The following is a 24,116-nucleotide window of genomic DNA, read 5'->3' on the forward strand; positions in this document are numbered from 1 at the left end:
CAGGATACAATGCTCGACCTCAACGATATCATGATCTTCGCCCGCGTCATCGAGGCCGGCAGCTTCACCGCCGCGGCGCGGCTGCTCGGCATGCCGAAGACAACAGTCAGCCGACGCATTGCCGCTCTCGAGCGCGAACTCGGCGTGCGCCTGCTGCAGCGCACGACCCGCAGCCTCAGCCCGACGGATGCCGGCCGCCTCTATTACGAGGAAAGCAGCCAGGCGCTCCGCACGATCGAAGGCGCCAACCTGCGTCTTGCGGAAGCACGGGCGGAGCCCGCCGGCACGATCCGCATATCGGCGCCGGTCGGCTTCGGCGGCCACTTCCTGCAGGATGCGATCTTCGACCTTCTGGCGACCTACCCGAAGTCGAGGGTCGAGTTGCGGCTAACCGACGACAGGCTGAATCTCGTCGAAAACGGCATAGACCTCGCCTTCCGCACCGGCATTCTGGAGGATTCGACGCTGATCGCCCGCAAGCTCGGCTCTACCCATCGATTGCTCTGCGCGAGTCCCGACTATCTCGCCCGCTGCGGCGCGCCCGATCGTCCGGCAGATCTCGTCCGCCACGACTGCGTTGTCGCCGGCCAATTCACCCATGCGCAATGGCTGCTTGAAGGCCCGCACGGGCAGGAAACGATCCCGGTCTCGGGGCGCTTCGCCGCCAATGAAATGCAGGCGGTCATGGCCGCAGCGATCGCCGGTTACGGCATCGCCCGACTGCCCCATGGGGTCGCCAATGCGCTCATCAGGGATGGGCGGCTGTGTCGCGTTCTCGACGGCTACACGACCCCGGTTGGCGGCCTGCATGTCGTCTATCCGAGCAGCCGGCACCTGCCGCCTCTGGTCAAGACCTTTATCGAACTCGCCACCAGACGGTTGAACGCGGGAGCCGATGGCAGCGACGACTTCGCCATCATATAGCAGTATCCCCGTCACACTTCCTTCAACACCACCTTGCCGTCGAGGCTTTCGATCAAGGTGGCGCTGGCCTGATTGAGGCCCGCGACTTCCACGGCGATGCCATGTGCCTTGAAGCGCTGCACGACCTTATCAAGCGCGGCGACCGCGGTGATATCCCAGAAATGCGCCTCGGAGACGTCGATCAGCGCGGTCTTGCCGATCGCGTCCTGAACGTCGAAGGCCTCGACGAAGACATCGGCGGAGGCAAAGAACACCTGGCCGGAGACGCGATACGTGAGCCGCTCGGCGGCTTGATCGGGCGCCACATCGATGCGCAGCAGGCGGGCCACCTTGAAGGTGAAGAACACGCCGCTGAGCAGCACCCCGACCGTCACGCCCAGCGCCAGATTGGCGGTGAAGACGGTGACCACGACGGTCACCACCATGACGGCGCTCGACATTCGGGGGTGGACCACCACGGCCCGGAGCGACGACCAGTCGAAGGTATCGATCGAGACCATGACCATGATCGCCACCAGCGCGGCGACCGGAACTTCGGAGACCCATGGCTTCAACAGCACCATCAGGATCAGCAGGAACGCGCCGGCAAACAGCGTCGAGAGCCGTCCGCGCCCGCCATATTTCACATTGCTCACCGTCTGGCCGATCATGCCGCAGCCGGCGATGCCACCGAACAGGCTCGCGGCGGCATTAGCGAGACCGAGACCGGTGCATTCGCGGTTTTTCGAACTCGGCGTATCCGTCAGATCGTCGACGACGCTCGCGGTCATCATCGATTCCAGCAGCCCGACCATGGCGATGGCCAAGGCGGGGCCGGCGATGATCCGGAGGGTTTCCACAGACAGCGGCACCGCCGGCAAGGCGAACACCGGAAGCGAATCCGGCAGCCTGCCGAGATCGGCGACGGTGAGAACGGGAAGCCCTGAAGACACCGAGGCGACGGTCAGGATCAGGACGCAGATCAGCGGCGACGGGATCGCCGTGGTGATCCGCGGCGTTAGATAGATGATGATAAGCCCGGCACCTAGCACGGCATATTCCATCCAGCCGGCGCCGATGATGTGCGGCATCTGCGCGGCAAAGATCAGAAGGGCGAGCGCATTGACGAAGCCGGTACGCACGGATTTCGAGACGAAGCGCATCAGCACGCCGAGCCGCAGCAGGCCGAACACGATCTGCAGCAGCCCCGCCAGCAGCCCGGCCGCAAAGAGATAAGGCAGTCCATGGGCGTGCACCAGCGGTGCCGCCACCAGTGCGACCGACCCGGCCGCCGCTGAAATCATCGCCGGGCGCCCGCCGGTAAACGCGATGACGATGCCGATGACGAAGGAGGCGAATAGGCCGACTTCTGGATCGACCCCCGCCACGAATGAAAAGGCGATGACCTCGGGGATCAGGGCGAAGGTCGCCACCGCCCCGGCAAGCATTTCGCGCATGGGATTGGCGGCCCAATCGCGACGGATAGAGGAAAGCAGCATGGGATGGAGTCTCGCAAAGCATGGCCCGACACGCTCTGCCGAGCGGTCGCGTGATGGCGTGCAGGTTGCGTTGTCTGGCGGATCGGCGGCCAGAAGAGCCACCCGGGGTCTCACCGGGTCCGTGGTGAATGCCTGGGGTATAGACGAAGTTTTTGCCGCAGTGCAACATTCAAATGTGCGGGAATGAAAGCGAAAGCGGGGAGCGAATTGATAATAGCCTGAGCGCGCCGCTTGAGATCGCGCCGGACGGCAAGATGAAACTCGTCGCCGCGGTGTTCCTGCGACGCGGGACCGGAGCCGAAGCCTCCTTCATTGCCAGAGGAAATCCGGGCCTGTGCTCTGGGAGGTAAGCTTGAGCGTGCCATCCAGCTGAACCACATAAGTCTCGAATACACGATAACCGAATTGGCCGAGAAAGGTATTTTTGACCACAGTCCCCGGTCGATAGGGTGAATGAACGACCTTTCCGCCGTATGTCAGACTACCCGAAAGCGGTTGAGGGCCTTCCGCGCTGGCGCAGGCCGTGAGCGTGAAGAGAATGGCAAGGAGTGTGTGCCTCATCCGGATGATCTCCCTGGAAGGTCCAGCGACGTGCACGACGTCGATCTCCTTTTTATCAGATCGCTACCCTGCTGCCGTCAAAATCCTTGCGTCGGGCCGCCTCTGCTCGCGAGAGCGCGCTGACAATCCTTTCGTCGGTGAAAGGCTTGGCGATCACGTCGAGCGCTCCAGCGATACCGTTGCCGACACTCTCGGGACTGCCGGTCACGAAAATGACGTCCACGCCGAAGCGATCGATCAGCCGGCGCGCAAGCTGGGCGCCGCTCAGCCCGTCGGAAAGGCTGAGATCGACGAGCGCCACATCGCTCTTCGGAGCATAGGCGAGAGCTTGCTCCATGGTCGAAACCGGCCCGACCGTCTGGTGCCCGGCCTCTTGCGCGATGCGTTCGAGTTCCAGAGCGATGATATTCTCATCTTCAACGATCATGACCTTCATGAATAGTCTCCCTGTCAAAGCGGGCGGGCGCAATGCCGGTAGCGGGTAGAACGCGGCTTGCGCCATAATGTTTCCACTCTGCATTGAATTTCTTTGATGACCGCAGACGCCGACGCTCGATTCCGCCGTTGCGCACCGAACATGCCGAAGACGCAGAAGTTCCTGCCAGAACGGGCTCGGAACGGCTTTTGACAGGTGTTCCGACTGAGGCGCGTGCCGCAGCGGGAAGAAAGTGGATTTGAGCCGACTTCGGCAGGCCAGCTGCCCTCACTCGTCTTTGCGTAGGAACCAGCCGATCGCGGCGTCGTTCCGGCACCGTGAGAGTGGCAATTGTCGCACGGAACGAATGCGGCTGATCCCACCCTCGCCGTCCGTGTCGACGTCCATGCAGGCGCAGGCATAGCCGTGCGTGGCATGGGTGTAGACGTATTCGCCGGCCGTCAGGTCCGGGATCTTGTCGATTCCCTCTGCCTTGTAGCCGCTGCCATTCTCCATAATGGTCCAGCCGCCGCCGGCATCCATGAGCGACCAATTGGCGGTCGAGGGATTGTCCAGCCAGCCGCAGCGCCGTTCGGCATGCGCCGCAACGGGCGCGAGAAGCATCATCAAACCAAGCGCATGCAATCTGGTCATCGCCCCCTCCGCGTCGCCGGTCACTATGCATGGCCTGCAGCGGAAAAGGCAACTGAGGCAATGACAGGTGGCTGATCGGTGTGCCGGGCAGATCGATCGACGGCACGGCTCACGATTTCTCGTTTACACTCTCGGCCCGGAACGCCGCCTCGCCGGCATCGGATACCTCGACCCACTTCTTGTCGGGCTCGGCGTCGGCGACATAGGCGTCGTTCCAATTCCACCACTTGTAGGTCGTGGTCTGGGGATAACCCTCCGGCGAATCCTCCCAGACCTCCTGGCGGCCGAGCGGCGTGATGTCGAGATAGTTCCAGGTGCCGCCCATCTGTTCGTCGCCGCGGTTGTTGATGAAATAGGTGCGGAAGATGCGCTCGCCGTCGCGGTAGAACACGTTGGTGCCGTGCCACTCGTCGACCCCGAAATCCCTGTCGAAACTGTCGGTGATCGTCACCCACGGCATCGTCCATCCCATTCGCGCTTTCAGCCGGGCGATATCGGCTTGCGGCGCGCGCGAGGCGAAGACCAGCGTCGTGTCGCGGGCGTTCAGATGGGCGACATGGGCGACCTGATCGGCCACCATCGAGCAGCCGCGGCAGGCATGTTCGGGCCAGCCGAAAACGCCCGGCTCGTAGAAGGCGCGGTAGACGATCAACTGGTGCCGGCCTGCAAACAGCTCGAGCAGGCTGGCCCTTCCCTCAGGCCCTTCGAAGACATAATTCTTTTCCACGACCACCCAAGGCATGCGCCGCCGCTCGGCGGCCAGCGCATCGCGGGCACGGGTATGAGCCTTTTCCTTCACCAGAAGCTGTTTGCGGGCCGCCTCCCACGCCTCCGGCGATACCACCGCCGGTTTCTGCATGGACTGTCCGCCCGTTCCATTCTCGGCTGTAGCAGTCATCGCTTCGATCTCCTCATTGGGGCGAATTTCCGCGTCTCTTCATCGAACCGCGGTTCTTCGCGCATTGGTCGGACATAGTTTCGCAGCGGAATTAGAACAGTGGGAGTAACAAGTGTGACCGCATTTCCGCCGCCGTCCGCTTGCAGCAACGGCCCCGCGAGGTGATCCGAGCCAAATGGAAGTTGCCAAAATCCCCGGACTGACGGAAGATTGGCGGCGGCCAGTGTGGACGGATTGCACGCCATGACGACAGAATCCACTTACGGGGAGTCGGCCAGCCACGGCAGCGCCAGAATCTGCCGCGGCTGCTGGGATCAGATGCATATGCCGATCCCGATCGGCGGCCCGCTCGCTTTGCCCTTCCGCGCCTTCGGCATCACCCGCAGCAAGATGAACCCCGATATCTGCACGATCTGCGAACGTTCCTTCCAATATGTCAAAAAGCAGCGCCAGATCACTGTCGACGCCACCATCCTGTTTGCCGATATCAGGGGATTCACCGACCTGTCGGAGCGCATCGAGGCGGTGCAGCTGAGCGAGATCGTCAGCCTCTTCCAGGATCGCTGCGCCCAGGCGATCTGGGCGCATGACGGCATCGTCAACAAGCAGATGGGCGATGGCCTGATGGCGATCTTCAATTTCCCGATCGTCAGCAAGGATCACGCAGCCGCGGCGATTAGGGCCGCGCAAGAGATCCAGCGAAACTGCGCCGCCGCGCTGAACGGCCTGCCGCTCGAGGCCCTGCCCGGCCGCACCCTCGGCGTCGGCGTCGGCATCCATTCCGGCGAGGTGCAGATCGGCGAATTCTCCAGCTTCCGCAGCGATTTCACCGCCATCGGCGGCGTCGTCAATCAAGCTGCCAGGCTCGAATCCCAGGCCGCCGCCGGCGAGATCCTGATCTCCGCGGAAACGGCCGCGAAGGCTCCCGAACTCACGGCAGGTGCAGAAACACGTAGGCTTGCGCTGAAGGGCATCGAACAGCCGGTGCAGGCGAGCGTGCTGATCAAGCGCTGATTGCGAGCGCCACGGCCGTCTTCGAAGCATCATCTCACCCTCACCGCCGCAGCCGCGGTTTCTCACGCTGTGATTGCCGAACGCATCGCCTTGCAAGCCGATTAATCTTCCCGAAACGAACCTTGCTTATCGTGAGGCCGTTTAAATCCTCGGGGTATCTTATGGGTAGTTTTTCTCTGTTTCACTGGTTGATCATCCTGGTCCCGCTCAGCGTGGGGTTAATCCTCGCTTTCAGAAAACCGGCGGCCGGGCCGAACCGTTTCGGGGACCTGCCACAGGCAATGGGTTTCGGCCAGGCGATCAGCAGCTTTTTCCGGAAATATGTGGATTTCACCGGCAGAGCGAGCCGATCGGAATTCTGGTTTTCGACGCTCTTCGTCGTTCTCGTCAGCCTCGCTTTGTACCTTATCGAGCCAACCGGAACATTGGGCGGAATTTGGTCGCTGGCGGTGTTCCTCCCGTCAATCGCCATGGCCACCCGCCGACTTCACGACATCAACCGCAGCGGCTGGTTCCAGCTTATTGCGCTGTTGATTCCCATCGGAACGATTGTCGTCCTCGCCTGGTATTGCAGAGCGCCGGCTGCGGCGGATTCGCGAGCGTCCGTTTTCTGAGGCGTGATCATGCGGATATGTTTCCACTTGGCAGCGACCGTTGCGAGCTTCGGCGGTTCTGAGGCTGCGGGGAACCTGATCGTCTGCTCGAGGCAATGACACTGAGCGAGCCGCCCGGTTTGAGAGCTTTGCCTTTGCTTTGCCGGCCCTGCTTGGCATAATTGCAGCAATGGCGGATGCAGCCGTGCCGCATGGCTGCCTCCGCGTCGCTTCTAAAATCCAGGCATAGCCTCGCCGTAAAACAGCCCTTCTCCCAATTGGACCGGTGGGCGGCGCTTCCGAAACCCCTCGCCTCTCGTCAGGTCTTCATGCCGTTCATCTCAGGAAACGGGTAGTAGCGCAGCCGCTTGTCTTTGCAGCGATTATCATTCGCCGTCGCGCCTAGGATTTGGCTATCCGTGAAGGAGACGCCGAGATAGGCCCAGTCTCCCCAGCTGTGCTTGGGCACCACGCGAACACAGTAAGCATAGATCTTCTTCTCAGGATCAAGCAGCACCACGCTCGAAATCCGGGCCCAAACCACTTCTCCCGCTTCGTGTCTATAACTTCTCTTGAACACGATGTTGACGAAGTTCTGCCGGACGTCATTCGAGGGCGGACGCTGGGAATCTGCAACGGATTGCGACACAGGGGCGTTGCAGCCGGCCAGCATCAGCAGGGCAGCGCAAGCAAGGACTTTTATTCTCATTCGGTTGGATCTCCAAGAATCGGAGCGTATAAACGCTGCGCATTCCTACAAACACAGCGGGAACAATATTTTCAATACACGAAAATCAACTTATTGACCCTGTGCATGTGACTGCGTGACCGTGGATATCGCTACGCCGCTCGACTTATACCGGCGAGTTCGAAACGGAGCTTGCGGTCCCATTCTCATCATCGGCGATCGCCACGCCGGCTTCCAGCGCCGCGAGGATAAAGGCCTGTCGCACTGTCTCGGCCGGCATGCGGCCCGCAAGCCAGGCACGGCAGAAATCGATGGCTCTCTGCTGATGGACGCCCTCATGGATCGGCCAGTCGGAGACGAGTGCATAAAGCGCATCCTGCGGTGAGCGGAGAACCAGCCGTTCGCCGGCATCAAGATCGATCGAGATCGTTTTTTTCCAGAAGGCGGAATGGTCGTTAATGGCAGTCGCACCTGAAGCTGAATTGACCAGGATTAACTGCCGAAGGCCGATCTCGGTTCCAGTATGCGTCCGGTGGCGTCACTGTTGGAAAGGGCGGTACGCCGACAACGGAAGCACGCAAGAAGCAGCATAGCGGCGAGGATGCTAAGGCTCCGCCAGATGGGCTGCGCACTTCAGGATGAAGAGCGTTGGAGGATGCCGAGGCAGCGCTCAAGAGAGCCTTGGATGACCGCCGGCGCCCAAGAGAGCCTCATCCTGAGGTGCCCCGCAGGGGCCTCGAAGGGCGAGGCGGGTGCGCCGCCCGCTATCAGGCGGGCAGCTTGCAGCCCTTGCTCATGCCAGCGGACTGCATGGCGGAAACCTTGCCTTTTGATGCAGCAATTTCGCCTTCCTTATCTCCCCCCGCAACGCTGCCGATCGGGACGCCGACGAGAAAGACGCCGAAGGCATCGCCGTTCGCCGCACTGATCTGCTGCTTCGACAAGTCGTCCAGCTTGGCCCGCTCTCTCTTGAGTTCGACAGCGAGAGCTTCGCAGCTGAGGTTCGTATAAGCCGCCATTGGAATATCGACCTGAACGATAGCGTCAGGACGTTTGGCGCAACTGGCCAATGCAGCGGTCGCCGCGAATGCGATAATCATCTTTTTCATGAATGGTCCCCAATTCCCGCAGCAGCTGTAGCATCACCGCCCGCAATACGGGAGACGGACCGACCTTCAACCACAGACTTTTGTTTTATTCGGTCGCAGCCCGCTCGAAGGAACCTGATTGTGGCGTTTCCCGCGTGCGTTCCGCGACAAAACTATTCACCCAATCCGAACAAACAGTTCGTTTCCCTTTTGTACTCTTTGCCTCTTCCCTTTCGCGCTGACTCTCTCCATATTCCCGCCATGGCCAAATCTCCGAAGAAATCTCCCGCCCCGAATGGCTTCGAGGAAGCCCCGCAGTCGTCCTTCGAGGGAGCCCCCCTCTCCGGCTCCGTCGCCGATTGGGTGAAGCAGCTTGAGGCCGATGCTGAAGCCTCGGGCGTTGAGACCCAGCGCCAGATCGCCTCGAAGGCCGGCAAGCACCGTAAGAAGGTGGAAATCGCCGCTTCGAAATCGGCGCGCGGCACCTCAATGGGCGGCTCGACCGACCCGAAGACGCGCGCCGCCGCCGGCCTCAATCCCGTCGCCGGTATGAATACGACGCTGGAGGAGGCGTCGTCGCTGCAGGCCGGCACCGCCGTCACCGCCACGGTCGAGGCGCTGTCGGCGCTGATAGAAAGCGGCAATCCGCTGCACAAGAACGGCAAGATCTGGACGCCGCACCGCCCCGCCCGGCCCGACAAGTCGGAAGGCGGCATCCGCATCCTGATGAAATCGGATTATGAGCCCGCCGGCGACCAGCCGACCGCGATCCGCGATCTCGTCGAGGGACTGGAGAATGGCGACCGCAGCCAGGTGCTGCTCGGCGTCACCGGTTCCGGCAAGACCTTCACCATGGCCAAGGTGATCGAGGCGACGCAACGCCCGGCCGTCATCCTGGCGCCGAACAAGACGCTGGCCGCCCAGCTCTATTCCGAATTCAAGAATTTCTTCCCCGACAATGCGGTGGAATATTTCGTTTCCTACTACGATTATTACCAGCCGGAAGCCTATGTGCCGCGCTCCGACACCTATATCGAGAAGGAAAGCTCGATCAACGAGCAGATCGACCGCATGCGCCACTCGGCGACGCGCTCGCTGCTCGAACGCGACGACTGCATCATCGTCGCCTCGGTCTCTTGTATCTACGGTATCGGCTCGGTCGAGACCTATACGGCGATGACCTTCCAGATGTCGGTCGGCGACCGGCTCGACCAGCGCCAGCTGCTGGCCGACCTCGTCGCCCAGCAATACAAGCGCCGCGACATGGATTTCGTGAGAGGCTCCTTCCGCGTGCGCGGCGATACGATCGAACTCTTCCCGGCCCACCTGGAGGATGCCGCCTGGCGCATCTCGATGTTCGGTGACGAGATCGACGCCATCACCGAGTTCGATCCGCTGACCGGCCAGAAGGTCGGCGACCTCAAATCGGTGAAGATCTACGCCAATTCGCACTATGTCACCCCGCGCCCAACGCTGAACGGCGCCATCAAATCGATCAAGGAGGAGCTCAGGCTTCGCTTGGCCGAACTGGAGAAGGCCGGTCGCCTGCTGGAAGCCCAGCGCCTGGAGCAGCGCACCCGCTACGATATCGAAATGCTCGAAGCCACCGGCTCGTGCCAGGGCATCGAGAACTATTCGCGTTATCTCACCGGCCGTGACCCCGGCGATCCGCCACCGACCCTGTTCGAATATATCCCCGACAACGCCCTGGTCTTCATCGACGAAAGCCATGTCACCGTGCCGCAGATCGGCGGCATGTACCGGGGCGACTTCAGGCGCAAGGCGACACTCGCCGAATACGGCTTCCGCCTGCCCTCCTGCATGGACAACCGGCCGCTGCGCTTCGAGGAATGGGACGCCATGCGCCCCGACACCATCGCCGTTTCGGCCACCCCCGGCGGCTGGGAGATGGAACAGTCAGGCGGCGTCTTCGCCGAACAGGTGATCCGACCCACCGGCCTGATCGACCCACCGGTCGAGGTCCGCTCGGCCCGCACCCAGGTCGACGACGTGCTCGGCGAGATCCGCGAAACCGCCGCCAAGGGCTATCGCACCCTTTGCACCGTGCTGACCAAGCGCATGGCCGAGGACTTGACCGAATATCTGCATGAGCAGGGCGTGCGGGTGCGCTACATGCATTCCGACATCGACACGCTGGAGCGTATCGAGATCCTCCGCGATCTCCGCCTCGGCGCCTTCGACGTGCTCGTCGGCATCAACCTTCTGCGCGAGGGCCTCGACATTCCCGAATGCGGCTTCGTCGCCATCCTCGACGCCGACAAGGAAGGTTTTCTCCGCTCCGAGACATCGCTGATCCAGACGATCGGCCGTGCGGCGCGCAACGTCGACGGCAAGGTCATCCTCTATGCCGACCAGGTCACCGGCTCGATGAAGCGGGCGATGGAAGAAACCGGCCGCCGCCGCGAAAAGCAGATGATCTACAACCAGGAGCACGGCATCACCCCGGAATCGGTCAAGGCCAGGATCTCCGACATTCTCGACAGCGTCTACGAACGCGACCACGTCCGCGCCGATATCTCAGGCGTCTCCGGCAAGGGCTTCGCCGATGGCGGCAACCTCGTCGGCAACAACCTGCAGACCCATCTCAACGCCCTCGAAAAGAGCATGCGCGACGCGGCCGCCGACCTCGACTTCGAAAAAGCCGCCCGCCTCCGCGACGAAATCAAACGCCTCAAAGCTGTGGAACTCGCCGCCATGGACGACCCGATGGCCCGCGAGGAAGCGAAGGCGATGGAAGGCAGCAAAAAGAATGGCAAAGCCAGCCGCGAGTCTATCTCCCCCCTTGTGGGGGAGATGTCCGGCAGGACAGAGGGGGGTGCCACACCCACCAAATCTCTCTTCCAAAAACCCTCCCTCGACGACATGGGCCCAGGCACCGACACGACCACGCCCCTCTTCCGCAAACCGGATCTGGACGACATGGGCCGCGACATCGCCGAACCCGCAAAGAAGAGCCTCTTCCGCAAAAACGACCTCGACGAGATGACCGTCGGCCGAACCGAAAAGCCGGTCATCGGCCACGTGCCGGAAAAGCCGGATGCCGCCAAGAGCACGAAGCGGTTTTCACCGCTGCTTGAAGGCCAGCCGGAACGCGATGACGTGCGGCCGGTCGTGCGCGGGAAGACGGGCGTCGGGAGCTATGAGGACCCGGGCGAGCAGAAGCGCAAGGGGCGGACGAAGGGGAAGACTGGTCGGCCGGGGCGGTGAGTTCATTTTCGCTCAACTGCCTTGATCCAATTTATTAGAAAACCATTTGGACTCAGCGCTTCTTTGTTGAAAGCATCTACATTTGTTACTTCAAATGTTTTCTCAAAGCTTTACTGAACGATTTTGCAACTACAAATTTTGCGTGGCGGCGGTATCTCTGCGTTTGCATCGAAAAAACTGGATTATACCCTATGAAAGCCTTGCTGGCTCGGCCTACATACTTAGAAAAAGTCCAAGTTTCGTATCCAATATCTTGATTAAATGTTACATTTCGCAATAGTTTTGTCTCAAGCTTATACTGATCGTAATTCAAAATCAGCCATGCTTTTCCTTTAGCGCGGTATCGTTTCACAAACCGCCAAGCGTCACCGTAGGCCCGCCTCTTAAGCTTTCTCCATGCGTTAGATAGAGTCGAATTTTTGATTTTTACCGTTTGGCCATCGAATTCAAAACCGAGATATTCAAGCCCGTTCTTAGAAGCTTTTCCATACAAATGCGTGAATGAAAGGCTGGAGCCACTAGCAGAGAAGTTACAAACAGCGACCTTTTTGTCCTGTATCTTCAATTGTTTTCCGTATTTTTTAATTTCCGCCTGAAGTCGCTGCTTTGCAGCCATCGGATCCAGAAGCGCATCTCTCGGGACCACAATGACGATGTCATCGGAATAGCGTCTATATAGCCCCCCGTGAGCCTGAGCCCAAGAGTTCATCTCCTCATCAAAATCGATGAGATAAAAGTTTGCAATCAGATCAGACAAAGGCGTGCCCTGCGGAATGCCAAAATCAAATCCGTTTTTTTGAATCAAACTCGAGTGCCCCTGTCCTTTTCCCGCAACAATATTCCTAAAATCTGCCGGTTCGCAAATTTGCTTAAATCCGTTCGTCCGAAGTATATCTATCTTGCGTTTGCGCTTTTCTACTCTGTTACTTCCAGATCCCGTTTCATGCATACGAAGACGGCTGAAGAGAAGGTCAATATCTACCACAGAGTATCTTGTAACAGCCTTAAATACGGCCAAATGATCAGCGGATAAAGTTGCGCCCATAAGCATCTGCCAAGCATCTTTAATACGCTGATGATCCAGACTCTCAAAATATGATTTAATATCAACTACGGTAACACAACAATCGCCACATTGCTTTATAAAGGAAAATACATCTCTCGCTATTTCGATATTACATTTGTTCCCACCACCAGCCTTAGGCAACCTACGATAGGCTACAGGAACATCGGCGATGCCGCGCCTTTCCAGCTCTTTCTCATACAACTTCGCGAGCTTTGTTCGATAACGAGCGAATATCGCAGCATCTTTTCTGGACGCATATCTGATGGGCCTCACCTTTGTGGTTCGATCGCCATCTTTTCTGAATTTTGTCCATTCTTCATGGAACAACAATAAAGGGAGGAAAGAATTCGTTGCGACTTCTTTCGGATCATTTGCAATGCGTGCCAGCTCGTGGCGCGATAGATTCCTGTCGAAATGGATATAAGTCTTTATATCCTTATCGCGCGGAACCCAATCTTCCGATGGTGGACTTATCTCGGTTGCGAGGTGAGAGGAGGCAAAAACACCATCAGGCATGGTTTAGTTTCTGCCTCCGCCAGCAATCATGGCACAAGTGCCACTAACGTCCTTCATTAACGAAATATGCTATTCTGTCATTGTGGAGCTGCTGTCGACCGTGGTCGGCATCATCGCCAGGAAGACCGGAAAGCGAAGTACCATCGGAGTAATATTGATGATCGCAGCGCTATTAACCGTCTGTCCAATTGACAGTCTAAACACTTGACTCACGCGTTACCGTGATCCGGGACACCAACCGGAGTTGGGCTTGCCGTCTGGGAACCCCCATACCGCCTGATATCGGATTTGACCTTTTAACTTTCAAGTCTGCCGGAGAGAAATTTACAATTTTTTAGTGTTTGTTCTAATCGCCACCTTCCAACATCACCTGCATTGGCGCTTGTGGTTAAGATTCATAGGTAACTTGCTTGATGGCGTCCTCTCGGCGGCAGGAGACTGCGACGCGGCTGGTCAGGGAAGCGACGCGGCGTCCGGGTTCATCGCAAATTCCAGATGTATCGCAGCGCTTATCTCAAGAGCCCGCTACTCTTCTTTTGAAGGGCTGAACAAACGCCCCTGTCCCCTTGCAAATAACCCCTCAAGCATCGAATACCTTTCGCAGTTCGATGAGCAAGCGCTTGTGACCACAAAGGCAACCAACAATGTCCGACACCATCCTACGCTACGTCCCAGCTGACCCGTCTTGGCAACCCTCCCCGGAAAACGCAAACAAGGCGGTCTCCTTGCTGGAAACAATCGTCCCCGGGGCGGATGAAGTGAAAGCGAGCTTCGAGGATGAGATCAGGTTCTACGATCCCGGCGAAAACTGGTCTGGAGTGGACTGCAGCGCCTGCGGTGCGGATGCCGAGGAATGGTGGGGAGAGGCGATGGAGGCGGCTTCCGCCGGTGGGTTTAAAGACCTCAACACCGTGGCCCCTTGCTGCGGCGCCACCGTATCATTGAACGACTTGCGGTATATCTGGCCCGCCGCGTTCGGCCGCTTTGCTCTCGAGGCCCACAATCCAGGCATCGGCGATACCACCGAGGAACAGGATCGGAAAATGGCTGAATGCCTTGGAACGCCGCTGCGGAAAATATGGGGGCAGGTTTAGGTGATATCAGGACGCTCACCAGGGCCTATCGTGCCAGCCGACACACCGCCAGCGTGAAGGAAGGAGCCGCCACCCATGCCAGACCTCCGCATTGCCCCCTTCCCCTCGCCCGCCGAACTCACCACACTCTGTCCGCCGCCTGGAACACCGCCCCACCGCACCTGACTTCTCCCGAATCCTGCCCCGCAGCCTCGCCCATGTCGGCGCCTATCACGACGGCAGCCTCGTCGGCGCCAACGTCGCCTGGAATGGCGGCATTCATGCCTTCATTCTCGACCCCGGCGCTCAGCCCTATATGCGCCCACAAGGCATCGCCAAATAGCTGGTCAGGGAAGCGACGAAAATTTCCCGCGAGCGTGGCGCCAAATAGCTGCATGTCGATTTCGAGCCGCACATGCCCTATCTACCGCGCCCGCCGTTTTCGGCCGACAGAGGCGGGCCTCCTCAAGCCGGCACGCACCTCCCCCCACTCACCCACACCCCGTCCTCCCCGTCCCCGCCGCCAGCGCAAAATAAATCCGCTCCACCCGACAGGCTGCACTCCTGGCGCTCGCCTCGAACCCCGCCGCCGGCCATCCGCGTCGAGGGCTGCCGTCGGCTGCGATCAGCCAGTACCAGCGCTCGTCTGACCCGGTCAGATCGATCTTGAAGATCCGCCCCATGCAGACATCGCCATAGAAGCCGATAAAATCGTCGCCGGGCTTTTCCTTCCAGGAGTGACGCCATCTTCCCCTCGGCGTCTCGCCGCTGATGACCATCTCCCAGCTCTTCCAGCCGTTATAGTCCGATTGCGCCGTCAGCGAGCCATCATAGGGTTTCGGCTCGATCTGCAGGCAGCCTTCCAGAAACTCCGCGACCGAGTTGCAAACGGTGCTCCACGCCTCGTCACTGTGCCAGGTCAGCTTGTAGGCGAACTCATCGGAGACATTCTTCAAGGCTGCAGCGACGGCGGAGGCGACGCCTTCCCTGCTCGCCGGTTCGCCGCGCAGCCTGATGCGGAGATAGGTGCAGAGAAAATCTGCCGTATCCCCGGCGATCGGCTCGATGACATGGAGCTTTCGGCGCTTGCCGACTTCATAGCCGCCGAAATCCCGGATGCGACGCTGAGGCTGTTTGCGAAGGGCATTATTGAGGAACGACCTGAGGAGCGTTCCGATATCGTCTTGCATGCGTTTCCTCTCCTCATGAGGATGTCTCTGCCGCATGGTTTCGTGAATGGCTCCGCCCGAGCCGGTAATTCAGAGCAATCCCGACAAAACCGCCGCGCACTTTTGTCGGGATTGTTCTAGATCAGCGTCGGTTCCGGATCGTCCTCGACCTCTTCGATGATCTCCGGCCTGTCGTTCTTCGGAGAGCCGACATCCCGGCCGATCTTCCACATCGTCATCAGCTCCGCCGGGAAAGGCTTCATCAGATCGTTCGGGTCCGGTTCGGGTGACAGCCACCTCTCGTAATCGGCGCGATGCAGGATGACAGGCATGCGGTCATGAATCTCCGCCATCATCTCGTTCGGCTCGCAGGTGACGACGGCGAAGTTGCGGATGGACACGCCCCTCTCATCCGTCCAAATCTCCCAGATGCCGGCGAGCGCAAAAGGCGAGCCGTCCTTCATGGCGATGGCATAGGGCTGCTTGTTCTTGCCGGTGCCGTGAATGTCCTTCCATTCGAAGAAGCCATTGATCGGAATGAGGCAGCGACGCGATCGGTATGCGGAGCGGAACATGCCGTTGCCGCCGATCGTCTCGCATCGAACGTTGACCGGCGGCGGCTTGCCGCCGGGCTTGGCCCAGGAAGGCATCAGGCCCCAGCGCGCAGTAACGAATATAGGCCCCGAAGTATCGGGCTCGCGCACGATATCCCTGATGATAATAGGATAATCTTGCGATGGCGCTCCATTCCAGCGGGGAAAGCGATTTCCCAGCCCATCGATATCCCCGCCCTTCACCGCAAAGGCGAAATTGCCGATCAATTCTTCAAGCGAAGTTTTGATGAAGATGCGTCCGCACATCGTGCTTCCTGTCGATGGAATATTAGATGTTCCGATTATGTTCTCGGCGGAGACGTCGTCAACGAAGCGTCAGTTGTGCCCGTTCAGGAATGCCAATTCGCGGCCATTAGGACACAGAAATGAAGGATGAGAAGGGGCGCCCTCACGTCGGAAGCAGAGAGGAGGTCTGCCCATCAAATCGATCTCATTGCGAAGCAAGCGGAATTGTCAGAAAAACACGTCCGGCAAGCGACGCGACAACCGAATCGGAAACCACCTATGCCCGAACTCCGCATCGACCCCTTCCCCTCGCCCGCCCAACTCAACGCCCTCTGGTCAGCAGCCTGGAGCACGCCCGAAGCGCCGGATTTCTCCCGCATCCTGCCCCGCAGCCTCGCCCATATCTGTGCCTATCACGACGACACACTGGTCGGCTTCGTCAACGTCGCCTGGGATGGCGGCATCCATGCCTTCATTCTCGATACCTCGGTTCATCCCGACCTGCGCCGGCAGGGGATTGCGACGCGGCTGGTCAGGGAAGCCACGAGGGTTGCGCGGGAGCGCGGCGCTGAGTGGCTGCATGTCGATTTCGAACCGCACCTGACCGGCTTTTACCGGGCCTGCGGATTTCAACCCACCGAGGCGGGGCTCATCGAGCTGGCATGAGACGCCTCGCCGAGGGCGGCCCCGAACAGGCAAGCATCAAGCCCGTGATTGGGCGGACGGCGCGCCGACGGCAATGCCAAAGCAACGCCAGACGAATCCAGTTTTTCCACGCTTATACCGCGAGCTTATGACCGCATAGGAAGGGGTATGAATTAAAAGACTAAAATACCACTTTTGGTTTGCAAATTCAAAGTCCTTCCCCAGTATTTCAGCCTTACTTTTTCGTTAAAAAACCAATAAAAAATCACAATTTTTCATTGAAAACATCACGATTTATTGGCATAGATCCCCGTGGGGTTGTCTTCCGCCGAACCAATTAAACAGTTCTTCCGCGGATTTCCATATTGCAAAGCACAACGCATCTATTGGGGTAATTTTAAATATGGCCTTGAATATACTGGACACCAACGGCGCCACAGTCACGAAGACCGGCGCCGAGTTCGAAGCGTATGACGTCATCCGCGACTCCGCAGCCAACCCTTCCGCACCTGTCACCCTCGTTGTCTCCGATTCCGGCCTGGCAGATCTGGCCGACGAACTCAGCTCGGTTTCCGCAAATGTGACCGGCTCGAGCGGCGACAACACGATCACGACGGGCGCAGGCAACGACAACATCAATGGCGGTGACGGCGCAGACACGCTGAACGGCGGCGCCGGAAACGATCTGATTCAGGGTGGAGTTGGTAATGACACGCTGAATGGCGGGGACGGCAATGACATGCTTTGGGGTGACGTCGGAAATGACGTCATCAGAGGCGGCACGGGCAACGATACGATCTCCGATGATGACCGCTTCAGCTTTACCCCTGCGGTCTTTAACATCGATGCGGGCGACGGCGACGACGCCATAACGGTGGATACATTTTCTTCACTGAATTCCGGAACGATCGACGGCGGTGCCGGGATCGATACGCTGCAAGCCCCGTCGCTCCAGGGCCTGACGATTAAGAACATCGAAATCCTTGAAACGGCGGGCTCTTGGGTTGCAGGGTCAAGCGCGCAGTTCGAAAGCTTTGACAAGATCGTCTGGTCAACCGATCCGTTCCCCAATTTTAACCCCTCGTTGGCAGTGACGGACAGTGTCCACCTCGATCTTTCCGACGAGTTGGGAGATCGGGGATCTTTCATCCACGGCTATGCCTCCGGCATTGACGTCAAGACCGGTGGCGGCGACGACGAGTTTTTTGGCACCGACGGCAACGACATTTTCGACGGCAATGGCGGCAACGACATCATCAATGGCGAGGCCGGCAACGACAAACTGACCGGCGGCGCAGGCAACGACGCCATTAACGGCGGTGCCGGCATCGACACTGCGGTCTTCTCAGGCAATTTCGCCAATTATTCCTTCGCATCGAACAACGGCGATCACATCCTGACGAGCGCCGCGGAAGGGACGGATACGCTGACAGACGTCGAATTCGCCCGTTTTGCCGATGGCGTCTACAACTTCGCCACGGAAACTTTCACGCTCGACGGCAGCAATACCGCACCGACCAACATCCAGCTCTCGAAAACCGCCCTCTCCGAGGACACCCCGATCTGGACGACGGTCGGCCTGCTGAGCGCCAAGGATGCCGATGGCGACAAGCTTACCTACAAGCTCATCGACGGAGCGGACGATCACTTCCGGATCAACGGCAACCGTATCGTGACGTCAAAGGCATTGGACTACGAGACGGACAAGTCCTACACGATCAAGGTCGCCGTCTCCGACGGCAAGGTCACTGTGGAAAAGGACATCACGATCAACGTCCTCGACGTCAACGAAGCGCCGGTCAACCAGGCGCCGATAAAGCTTTCCTTCTCACGCAGTTCGATCTCCGAGAACGTCGCGATCGGCACCTCGGTCGGCCTTCTCTCGGCCGTCGATCCGGAAGGCGGGGCGGTGAAGTGGCGGCTGACAGATGATGCGGACGGCATCTTCAAACTCGTCGGCAACAAGATCCAGACCAAGGCCGCGATCGACTTCGAAAGCAACCACAGCCTGACCTTCACCGCTGAAGCCTATGATGCGGCTGGAAATGCCACCAGCCACGACTTCACGATCTCCGTGAAGGACGTCTTCGAGCCGTCCTTTTCGAGCCTGTCGCATGAGACGTTGATCTAATCGCAATACGATCGCCGGTGGACGTAAGATGCGTCACCGGCGATCTCGACAAAAAGGTGGGACTCCCGCGTGGCTATTGTCGTCCCACCGACCGAACTTGCCTGATACCCTGAGACCTGCCGGAGACGGCAAGGCCGGCGGCCACTCCCAGGCAGCCCCTCTCAAAATGCAGCTCCACCTTGACGCCGGTTTCGGTTATGATTTCCACCCGTCCGAGGAGAGCCCGCATGCGCCTGCCCACATTCATCCTGGCCCTTGCCGTCTCAGCACTCGCAGCCTTGCCCGCATCGGCCGAGACCTACAAGACGCCGAAGGCGCTGCTCAAGGCGCTCTACAGTTACAACACCGACAACAGCGACGCCGAGGCGCCCTCGCCTTATTCGATCTTCTTCTCCGACCATCTGAACGAGCTCCTCCAGGCCGACCTCGACAATACGCCCGAGGGCGATGTCGGCGCGATCGACTTCGATCCCGTCATCGCGGGCCAGGACGGCACGGCGAGCGATGTCAGGATCGGCCAGCCGATCCTGCTGGATGATAAGGCCGAGGTGGAAGTTCAGTTCGAAAACGGCGAAGAGGTGACGCTCTTCTACACCCTGGTGCGGCAGCATGGTGGCTGGAAGGTCGACGATATCGCCAATCAGAAGGGGGATAATCCGTGGAGCCTGAGCGCGTTGCTGGGTGATGCGCAGTAGGCGATGGCCACAGGCCGCAAGATCAGCCCTCATGGTGAGGAGGAACCACGAGGGCGGGCGTGGAACTTCCGATACAATTTCGCATGCCCCGCCTCCAGAATCGAAGGCAATGGCTCCGGTGGCAGCCCCGCCCTTCGAGGCTTCAGCTTCGGCTTCCGCACCTCACGATGAGGGCTGATTGGTGTACCGACGCAGCAGGCGCCGCCCACGACACAATCCACACCGGCCGCCGAATCTGCCTTCCATCCCGTTTCGGCACGCAATCCCGCTATGACACATCAATACAAGGAACCGCTAACTCTCCGTCAAGTATCTGAATCTTCGGCATTTCCTGCCATCGATGCGAGCATGCCAAAAGAATCCCGCTTGCTTTTTGCCCGAAAAGCTGGCACCAATTCACCTACTCGGGCATTTGCATGCCGGTGACTGGACTGATGTGGTAATCCCTTCCGTTTGGAAGGCGGCGCGGGACTACCCGCCTACGTAGACGTTCTTTCCCCGTACGTGACTTCTCCGACTGACCCTTCGTCCCAATCGATCGGGGCGAAAGCTAAAGCCGTCCGCTTCCTCTCGGGGGCGCGGATACTACACAGACTAAGGGAAAAGGACGATCCCAATGGCCACCAAGGGCACCGTAAAATTCTTCAACCAGGACAAGGGTTTTGGTTTCATCACGCCGGACGGCGGCGCAAAGGACGTTTTCGTCCACATCTCTGCGCTGCAGGCTTCTGGCATCCAGTCGCTGCGCGAAGGCCAGCAGGTTACCTTCGACACCGAGCCGGATCGGATGGGCAAGGGCCCGAAGGCCGTCAACATCTCGGCTTCGTAAGTCAGACTTCCGCTTCGGCGGCATGAACGGCGCTCCGCAAGGGGCGCCGTTTCTGTTTGCGGGGTGAACGTCATTTGTCGATCGCACCGCCAGATGTTATATGCGCGCCGAAGAGATGATCCCGCCCCCGCGGCGGCGCGGCGCCCATGCGGCACCCAGAGAAGAACGAATTATGGAACGTCGATGACGCAGAAGAGCCCGATTTTTGCGGTCGCCCCGATGATCGACTGGACGGATCGGCATTGCCGTTATTTCCATCGGCAGATCAGCCGGCAGGCGCTGCTCTATACCGAGATGGTGGTGGCCGATGCGATCATCCACGGTCCGCGCGACCGGTTGCTCGGCCATGACGCAACGGAGCATCCGCTGGCGCTGCAGCTCGGCGGGTCGGACCCGGGCAAGCTTGCCGAGGCGGTGAAGATCGCAGAAGCCTACGGCTACGACGAGATTAACCTCAATGTCGGCTGCCCTTCCGACCGGGTGCAGTCGGGCACATTCGGCGCCTGCCTGATGCTGACGCCGGAGACAGTGGCCGAATGCATCGCGGCGATGAAGAGGGTTGCGACCGTGCCGGTGACGGTGAAATGCCGTATCGGCGTTGACGAGCAGGAGCCGGAACAGGCGCTGCCGGAACTCATCACCCACGTTCTCGATGCCGGCGCCGACGCGATCTGGATCCATGCCCGCAAAGCCTGGCTGAAGGGCCTGAGCCCCAAGGAAAACCGGGAAATCCCGCCGCTGGACTACGAGATTGTCTACCGGATGAAACAGCGCTGGCCCGATGTCTTCATCGGCATCAACGGCGGCATCCGCACGCTTGATGAAGCCGCCGCCCATCTCGACCATGTCGACGGCGTCATGCTCGGCCGCGCCGCCTACCAGAATGCCGCGATCCTTGCCGAGGTCGACCAGCGCTTCTTCGGCGCCCCCGCTGGGGAGCCGGACTGGGAAGGCCTGCGTGACCGGATGATGGCCTATGCCGAGCGCCATATCGCTGGCGGCGGCCGGCTGCAGCACGTCGCCCGCCACATGGTCGGCCTCTTCACAGGCCTACCCGGCGCCAGGCGCTACCGCCAGATCCTCTCGACCGATGCAGCCAAAAGCGGCGCCGGGCCGGAGGTGCTGGCGGCAGCCTTTGCGGCCGTCGATTTTGCAGGGACGGAGCAGGACGCAGTCAGCGCCTGACGTCGCGTTATGCCTTCATCGCCACTGCCGCATCGGTGGGTGCCGTCAGCGGTAGTGCTCGTATCCGCCATCTCGGTAAGCACCCGCCAGGCTGGTCCGCGGGCGGAAATAGCGGCAATGCCGATCCGTCCGGTCGATCATCGGGGGCACGATCACAAACGGAAATGCCGCGTGCGCTTACGGTACCTTACGGAATCTGCATCGGCTCATAACCGCGGCGTTGGCCGCAATATCTTCTTCTCGATCTTGCCGGCCACCGAAAACACCAGAATCTCCGTCTCCTTGCCGATCCTGCTGCCATCCATCGATCGAACGATATCATCGACGCCGCCGACCGGGCTGCCGTCGATCGCGAGAATATAGTCGCCCTCCTGCAGCCCTCCCTTTGCCGCCGGTCCCTCCGGCTCGACGCGGCGGATGCGGACGGAGGTCGTCTGCACCGTGCCCGCCGCAAGCGCCACACGGCGCGGCAGCACGATCGTATCGCCTGCAATACCGATGAAGGCACGCCTGACCTGGCCATAGCGGAGAATCTCCGAAACGACGAAATTGGCGGTATTCGACGCCACCGCGAAGGCGATGCTCTGCGCGCCCTGAATGACGGCGGTATTGACGCCGATCACCTCCCCGCTGGAAGACACCAGCGGCCCGCCCGAGTTGCCGGGATTGAGCGCTGCATCGGTCTGAATGACATCCTCCATCAGCCGGCCGCTGGCGGCCCGCATCGACCGGCCGAGCGCCGAGACGATGCCGGCGGTGACGGTCCATTCGAAACCGAGCGGGTTTCCGATCGCGATGGCGATATGACCCCGGCGCAGGCGCTGGGAGTCTCCGAGCTTGGCCCAGGCGCCGGTGCTTGTATTGGCGCGAATGAGGGCGATGTCGGTATCGATATCCCGGCCGAGCACGCGGCCCTCGGTAACGAACCCGTCGGGCGTGGTGATGCGAACGACCTTGGCGTCGTCGACGACATGGCTGTTGGTGATGATCAGGCCGTCGGGCGAGACGGCGAAGCCCGAACCGTGCCCCTGCCGGCCACCAACCCTCTCGATCCGGCTGACGGCCGGCCCGACAGTGTCGACTGCCGCTGCGATCGATTGCGAATAGGCATCGATCAACGCCCCGTCATTCTGAGGCGCAATATCCTTGTCCATGTAACCCATGATGTGACCCTCAGACGGCAGTAACGGCCGTCCGCCGCCGGCGAAGCCGTCGCCGTTGCGACGGTTCGCCACTGTGCTGTTGTTGAGGATTAGATGGTTGGGCGTCGACAGGCGTTCAAGTGAGGGCGTCATCCGTCCTCATCCCGAGCGATGAACGCCGCACTCCGCTCCGCATCCGTGACGCATCGACTAAAAATACCCCTGCCCGTGAACCCTGCTCCGATACAAAATTCTGTTATGTCAATTGAATACAAAGAGCAGCTTGATGAGATCGTCGACATATACGAACCTCGCCCCGCGCAGCCGTGCCTATGGCCTTGTCAATCTCGCCGGCAACGACGCAGACTTCTGATCGCATCAATCCAACCCATTAACGGAGTTAAAAGATGAGCACAGTCACCACCAAGGACGGCGTCGAAATCTTCTACAAGGATTGGGGGCCGAAAACTGCCCAGCCGATCATGTTCCATCACGGCTGGCCGCTCTGCTCCGACGACTGGGACGCCCAGATGCTGTTCTTCCTCGACAAGGGCTACCGGGTCGTCGCCCATGACCGGCGCGGCCATGGCCGCTCCACCCAGGTAGGCGACGGCCACGACATGGATCATTACGCCGCCGACGCCGCAGCCGTCGTCGAGCATCTCGATCTCAGGAACGCCGTCCATATCGGCCACTCCACCGGCGGCGGCGAAGCGACCCACTATGTCGCCCGCCATGGCCAGCCGCAGGGCCGCGTCGCCAAGCTCGTCATCATTGGCGCCGTGCCGCCGATCATGCTGAAAACGGATGCCAATCCCGGCGGCCTGCCGATCGAGGTCTTCGACGACCTGCGCAGGCAGCTCGCCGCCAATCGTTCGCAATTCTACCGTGACCTGCCGGCCGGCCCGTTCTACAGCTTCAACCGGCCGGGTGCGAAGGTGTCGGAGCCAGTCATCGACAATTGGTGGCGCCAGGGCATGATCGGCGGCGCCAAGGCCCATTACGACGGCATCAAGGCCTTTTCGGAAACCGACTTCACCGAAGACCTGAAGATCATCACCGTGCCGACTCTGGTCATGCACGGCGACGATGATCAGATCGTGCCGATCGCCGACTCCGCCCTGCTCTCGTCCAAGCTGCTGCAGAACGCCACGCTGAAGGTCTACGAGAAATTTCCCCACGGCATGTGCACTACCCATGCCGACGTCATCAATCCCGACATCCTCGCCTTCATCAAGGGCTGACCGATCAATCCGCCGGGCGCCGATCAGGCTCCCGGCAGTCG

The 24,116-nt window shown here is 60.0% G+C and carries 23 protein-coding genes, 1 pseudogene and 1 other annotated feature; of the genes and pseudogenes, 12 read left to right on the top strand and 12 right to left on the bottom strand.

All coding sequences use genetic code 11. The features are described 5' to 3' along the window. The first annotated feature begins 9 nt into the window (after positions 1 to 9). Positions 10 to 924, top strand: a complete 915-nt coding sequence (locus ATY75_RS12405) for a LysR family transcriptional regulator (protein WP_088937787.1) — start codon at positions 10 to 12, stop codon at positions 922 to 924. An 11-nt stretch (positions 925 to 935) separates the two neighbouring features. Here ATY75_RS12405 and ATY75_RS12410 read toward each other — a convergent pair whose 3' ends face one another. The 5 genes from ATY75_RS12410 to ATY75_RS12430 form a co-directional block, all read right to left on the bottom strand. Then, entirely contained in the window at positions 936 to 2,402 is a 1,467-nt protein-coding gene (locus ATY75_RS12410) for a SulP family inorganic anion transporter (RefSeq protein WP_088937788.1), read from the bottom strand. 68 nt (positions 2,403 to 2,470) lie between these two features. Further along, positions 2,471 to 2,526: a sequence feature (sul1 is cis-regulatory element that is thought to sense ions involved in sulfur or methionine metabolism; They are found in Alphaproteobacteria), on the bottom strand. A gap of 185 nt (positions 2,527 to 2,711) precedes the next feature. After that, positions 2,712 to 2,963, bottom strand: coding sequence for a hypothetical protein (locus ATY75_RS12415; RefSeq protein ID WP_088937789.1), 252 nt, complete (start codon positions 2,961 to 2,963; stop codon positions 2,712 to 2,714). A gap of 55 nt (positions 2,964 to 3,018) precedes the next feature. Beyond that, the gene (locus tag ATY75_RS12420; RefSeq protein ID WP_064839041.1) at positions 3,019 to 3,399 is read right to left on the bottom strand and encodes a response regulator; all 381 of its coding nucleotides are present in this window, start codon (positions 3,397 to 3,399) and stop codon (positions 3,019 to 3,021) included. Positions 3,400 to 3,666: 267 nt separating this feature from the next. Then, positions 3,667 to 4,032 (bottom strand): DUF4087 domain-containing protein, encoded by a 366-nt coding sequence (locus tag ATY75_RS12425; RefSeq protein ID WP_088937790.1) that lies wholly within the window; start codon positions 4,030 to 4,032, stop codon positions 3,667 to 3,669. A gap of 109 nt (positions 4,033 to 4,141) precedes the next feature. Beyond that, positions 4,142 to 4,930 (bottom strand): DUF899 domain-containing protein, encoded by a 789-nt coding sequence (locus tag ATY75_RS12430; protein WP_088937791.1) that lies wholly within the window; start codon positions 4,928 to 4,930, stop codon positions 4,142 to 4,144. Between the two features lie 243 nt (positions 4,931 to 5,173). Here ATY75_RS12430 and ATY75_RS12435 point away from each other — a divergent pair, with 243 nt between their 5' ends. After that, entirely contained in the window at positions 5,174 to 5,944 is a 771-nt protein-coding gene (locus ATY75_RS12435; RefSeq protein WP_088937792.1) for an adenylate/guanylate cyclase domain-containing protein, read from the top strand. Positions 5,945 to 6,105: 161 nt separating this feature from the next. Then, a complete protein-coding gene (locus tag ATY75_RS12440) occupies positions 6,106 to 6,558 on the top strand; it encodes a DUF805 domain-containing protein (RefSeq protein WP_088937846.1) in 453 nt (150 codons plus the stop codon). A 298-nt stretch (positions 6,559 to 6,856) separates the two neighbouring features. Here the strand turns inward: ATY75_RS12440 and ATY75_RS12445 are convergent, their stop codons facing one another. The 3 genes from ATY75_RS12445 to ATY75_RS12455 form a co-directional block, all read right to left on the bottom strand. Beyond that, positions 6,857 to 7,246, bottom strand: coding sequence for a hypothetical protein (locus tag ATY75_RS12445; protein ID WP_064839051.1), 390 nt, complete (start codon positions 7,244 to 7,246; stop codon positions 6,857 to 6,859). 145 nt (positions 7,247 to 7,391) lie between these two features. Beyond that, positions 7,392 to 7,736: a DUF982 domain-containing protein gene (locus ATY75_RS12450; protein WP_348627400.1), complete on the bottom strand. Its 345-nt coding sequence runs from the start codon at positions 7,734 to 7,736 to the stop codon at positions 7,392 to 7,394. Between the two features lie 256 nt (positions 7,737 to 7,992). Next, a complete protein-coding gene (locus ATY75_RS12455; RefSeq protein ID WP_088937794.1) occupies positions 7,993 to 8,334 on the bottom strand; it encodes a hypothetical protein in 342 nt (113 codons plus the stop codon). A gap of 240 nt (positions 8,335 to 8,574) precedes the next feature. On the opposite strand from ATY75_RS12455, the gene uvrB reads away from it, so the two are divergent. After that, a complete protein-coding gene (gene uvrB, locus ATY75_RS12460) occupies positions 8,575 to 11,541 on the top strand; it encodes an excinuclease ABC subunit UvrB (RefSeq protein ID WP_088937795.1) in 2,967 nt (988 codons plus the stop codon). A gap of 85 nt (positions 11,542 to 11,626) precedes the next feature. Here uvrB and ATY75_RS33885 read toward each other — a convergent pair whose 3' ends face one another. Beyond that, positions 11,627 to 13,123, bottom strand: a complete 1,497-nt coding sequence (locus tag ATY75_RS33885; protein WP_143535295.1) for a reverse transcriptase domain-containing protein — start codon at positions 13,121 to 13,123, stop codon at positions 11,627 to 11,629. Positions 13,124 to 13,767: 644 nt separating this feature from the next. On the opposite strand from ATY75_RS33885, the gene ATY75_RS12470 reads away from it, so the two are divergent. Both ATY75_RS12470 and ATY75_RS12475 read left to right on the top strand, forming a co-directional pair. Further along, positions 13,768 to 14,217 carry a hypothetical protein gene (locus tag ATY75_RS12470; RefSeq protein WP_088937797.1) on the top strand — a complete coding sequence of 150 codons (450 nt, stop codon included), beginning with the start codon at positions 13,768 to 13,770 and terminating at the stop codon, positions 14,215 to 14,217. A gap of 75 nt (positions 14,218 to 14,292) precedes the next feature. Then, positions 14,293 to 14,666: pseudogene (locus ATY75_RS12475) on the top strand (GNAT family N-acetyltransferase); the annotation flags it as partial. A gap of 21 nt (positions 14,667 to 14,687) precedes the next feature. On the opposite strand, the gene ATY75_RS12480 reads toward ATY75_RS12475, so the two are convergent. After that, positions 14,688 to 15,386, bottom strand: a complete 699-nt coding sequence (locus ATY75_RS12480) for a hypothetical protein (protein ID WP_088937798.1) — start codon at positions 15,384 to 15,386, stop codon at positions 14,688 to 14,690. A 116-nt stretch (positions 15,387 to 15,502) separates the two neighbouring features. Further along, positions 15,503 to 16,225 carry an SOS response-associated peptidase gene (locus ATY75_RS12485; RefSeq protein WP_088937799.1) on the bottom strand — a complete coding sequence of 241 codons (723 nt, stop codon included), beginning with the start codon at positions 16,223 to 16,225 and terminating at the stop codon, positions 15,503 to 15,505. Between the two features lie 258 nt (positions 16,226 to 16,483). Between ATY75_RS12485 and ATY75_RS12490 the strand changes: the two genes are divergently transcribed. From ATY75_RS12490 to dusA, 5 genes are all read left to right on the top strand, one after another. Further along, positions 16,484 to 16,870, top strand: a complete 387-nt coding sequence (locus ATY75_RS12490) for a GNAT family N-acetyltransferase (protein WP_064839069.1) — start codon at positions 16,484 to 16,486, stop codon at positions 16,868 to 16,870. Between the two features lie 382 nt (positions 16,871 to 17,252). Further along, the gene (locus ATY75_RS12495; RefSeq protein ID WP_088937800.1) at positions 17,253 to 18,980 is read left to right on the top strand and encodes a cadherin domain-containing protein; all 1,728 of its coding nucleotides are present in this window, start codon (positions 17,253 to 17,255) and stop codon (positions 18,978 to 18,980) included. A gap of 227 nt (positions 18,981 to 19,207) precedes the next feature. Then, positions 19,208 to 19,675 (top strand): DUF3828 domain-containing protein, encoded by a 468-nt coding sequence (locus tag ATY75_RS12500; RefSeq protein WP_088937801.1) that lies wholly within the window; start codon positions 19,208 to 19,210, stop codon positions 19,673 to 19,675. Positions 19,676 to 20,291: 616 nt separating this feature from the next. After that, positions 20,292 to 20,504: a cold-shock protein gene (locus tag ATY75_RS12505; RefSeq protein ID WP_003540801.1), complete on the top strand. Its 213-nt coding sequence runs from the start codon at positions 20,292 to 20,294 to the stop codon at positions 20,502 to 20,504. A 183-nt stretch (positions 20,505 to 20,687) separates the two neighbouring features. Then, positions 20,688 to 21,689 (top strand): tRNA dihydrouridine(20/20a) synthase DusA, encoded by a 1,002-nt coding sequence (gene dusA / locus ATY75_RS12510; RefSeq protein ID WP_088937802.1) that lies wholly within the window; start codon positions 20,688 to 20,690, stop codon positions 21,687 to 21,689. A gap of 206 nt (positions 21,690 to 21,895) precedes the next feature. On the opposite strand, the gene ATY75_RS12515 is transcribed toward dusA, so the two are convergent. Beyond that, a complete protein-coding gene (locus ATY75_RS12515) occupies positions 21,896 to 22,852 on the bottom strand; it encodes a trypsin-like peptidase domain-containing protein (RefSeq protein WP_088937847.1) in 957 nt (318 codons plus the stop codon). A gap of 386 nt (positions 22,853 to 23,238) precedes the next feature. On the opposite strand from ATY75_RS12515, the gene ATY75_RS12520 reads away from it, so the two are divergent. Beyond that, complete coding sequence (locus ATY75_RS12520) at positions 23,239 to 24,075, top strand: alpha/beta hydrolase (protein WP_064839079.1); 837 nt, start codon at positions 23,239 to 23,241, stop codon at positions 24,073 to 24,075. Positions 24,076 to 24,116: the final 41 nt, after the last annotated feature.

The sequence above is a fragment of the Rhizobium sp. N122 genome (genome assembly GCF_002211295.1).
GTDB lineage: Bacteria > Pseudomonadota > Alphaproteobacteria > Rhizobiales > Rhizobiaceae > Rhizobium.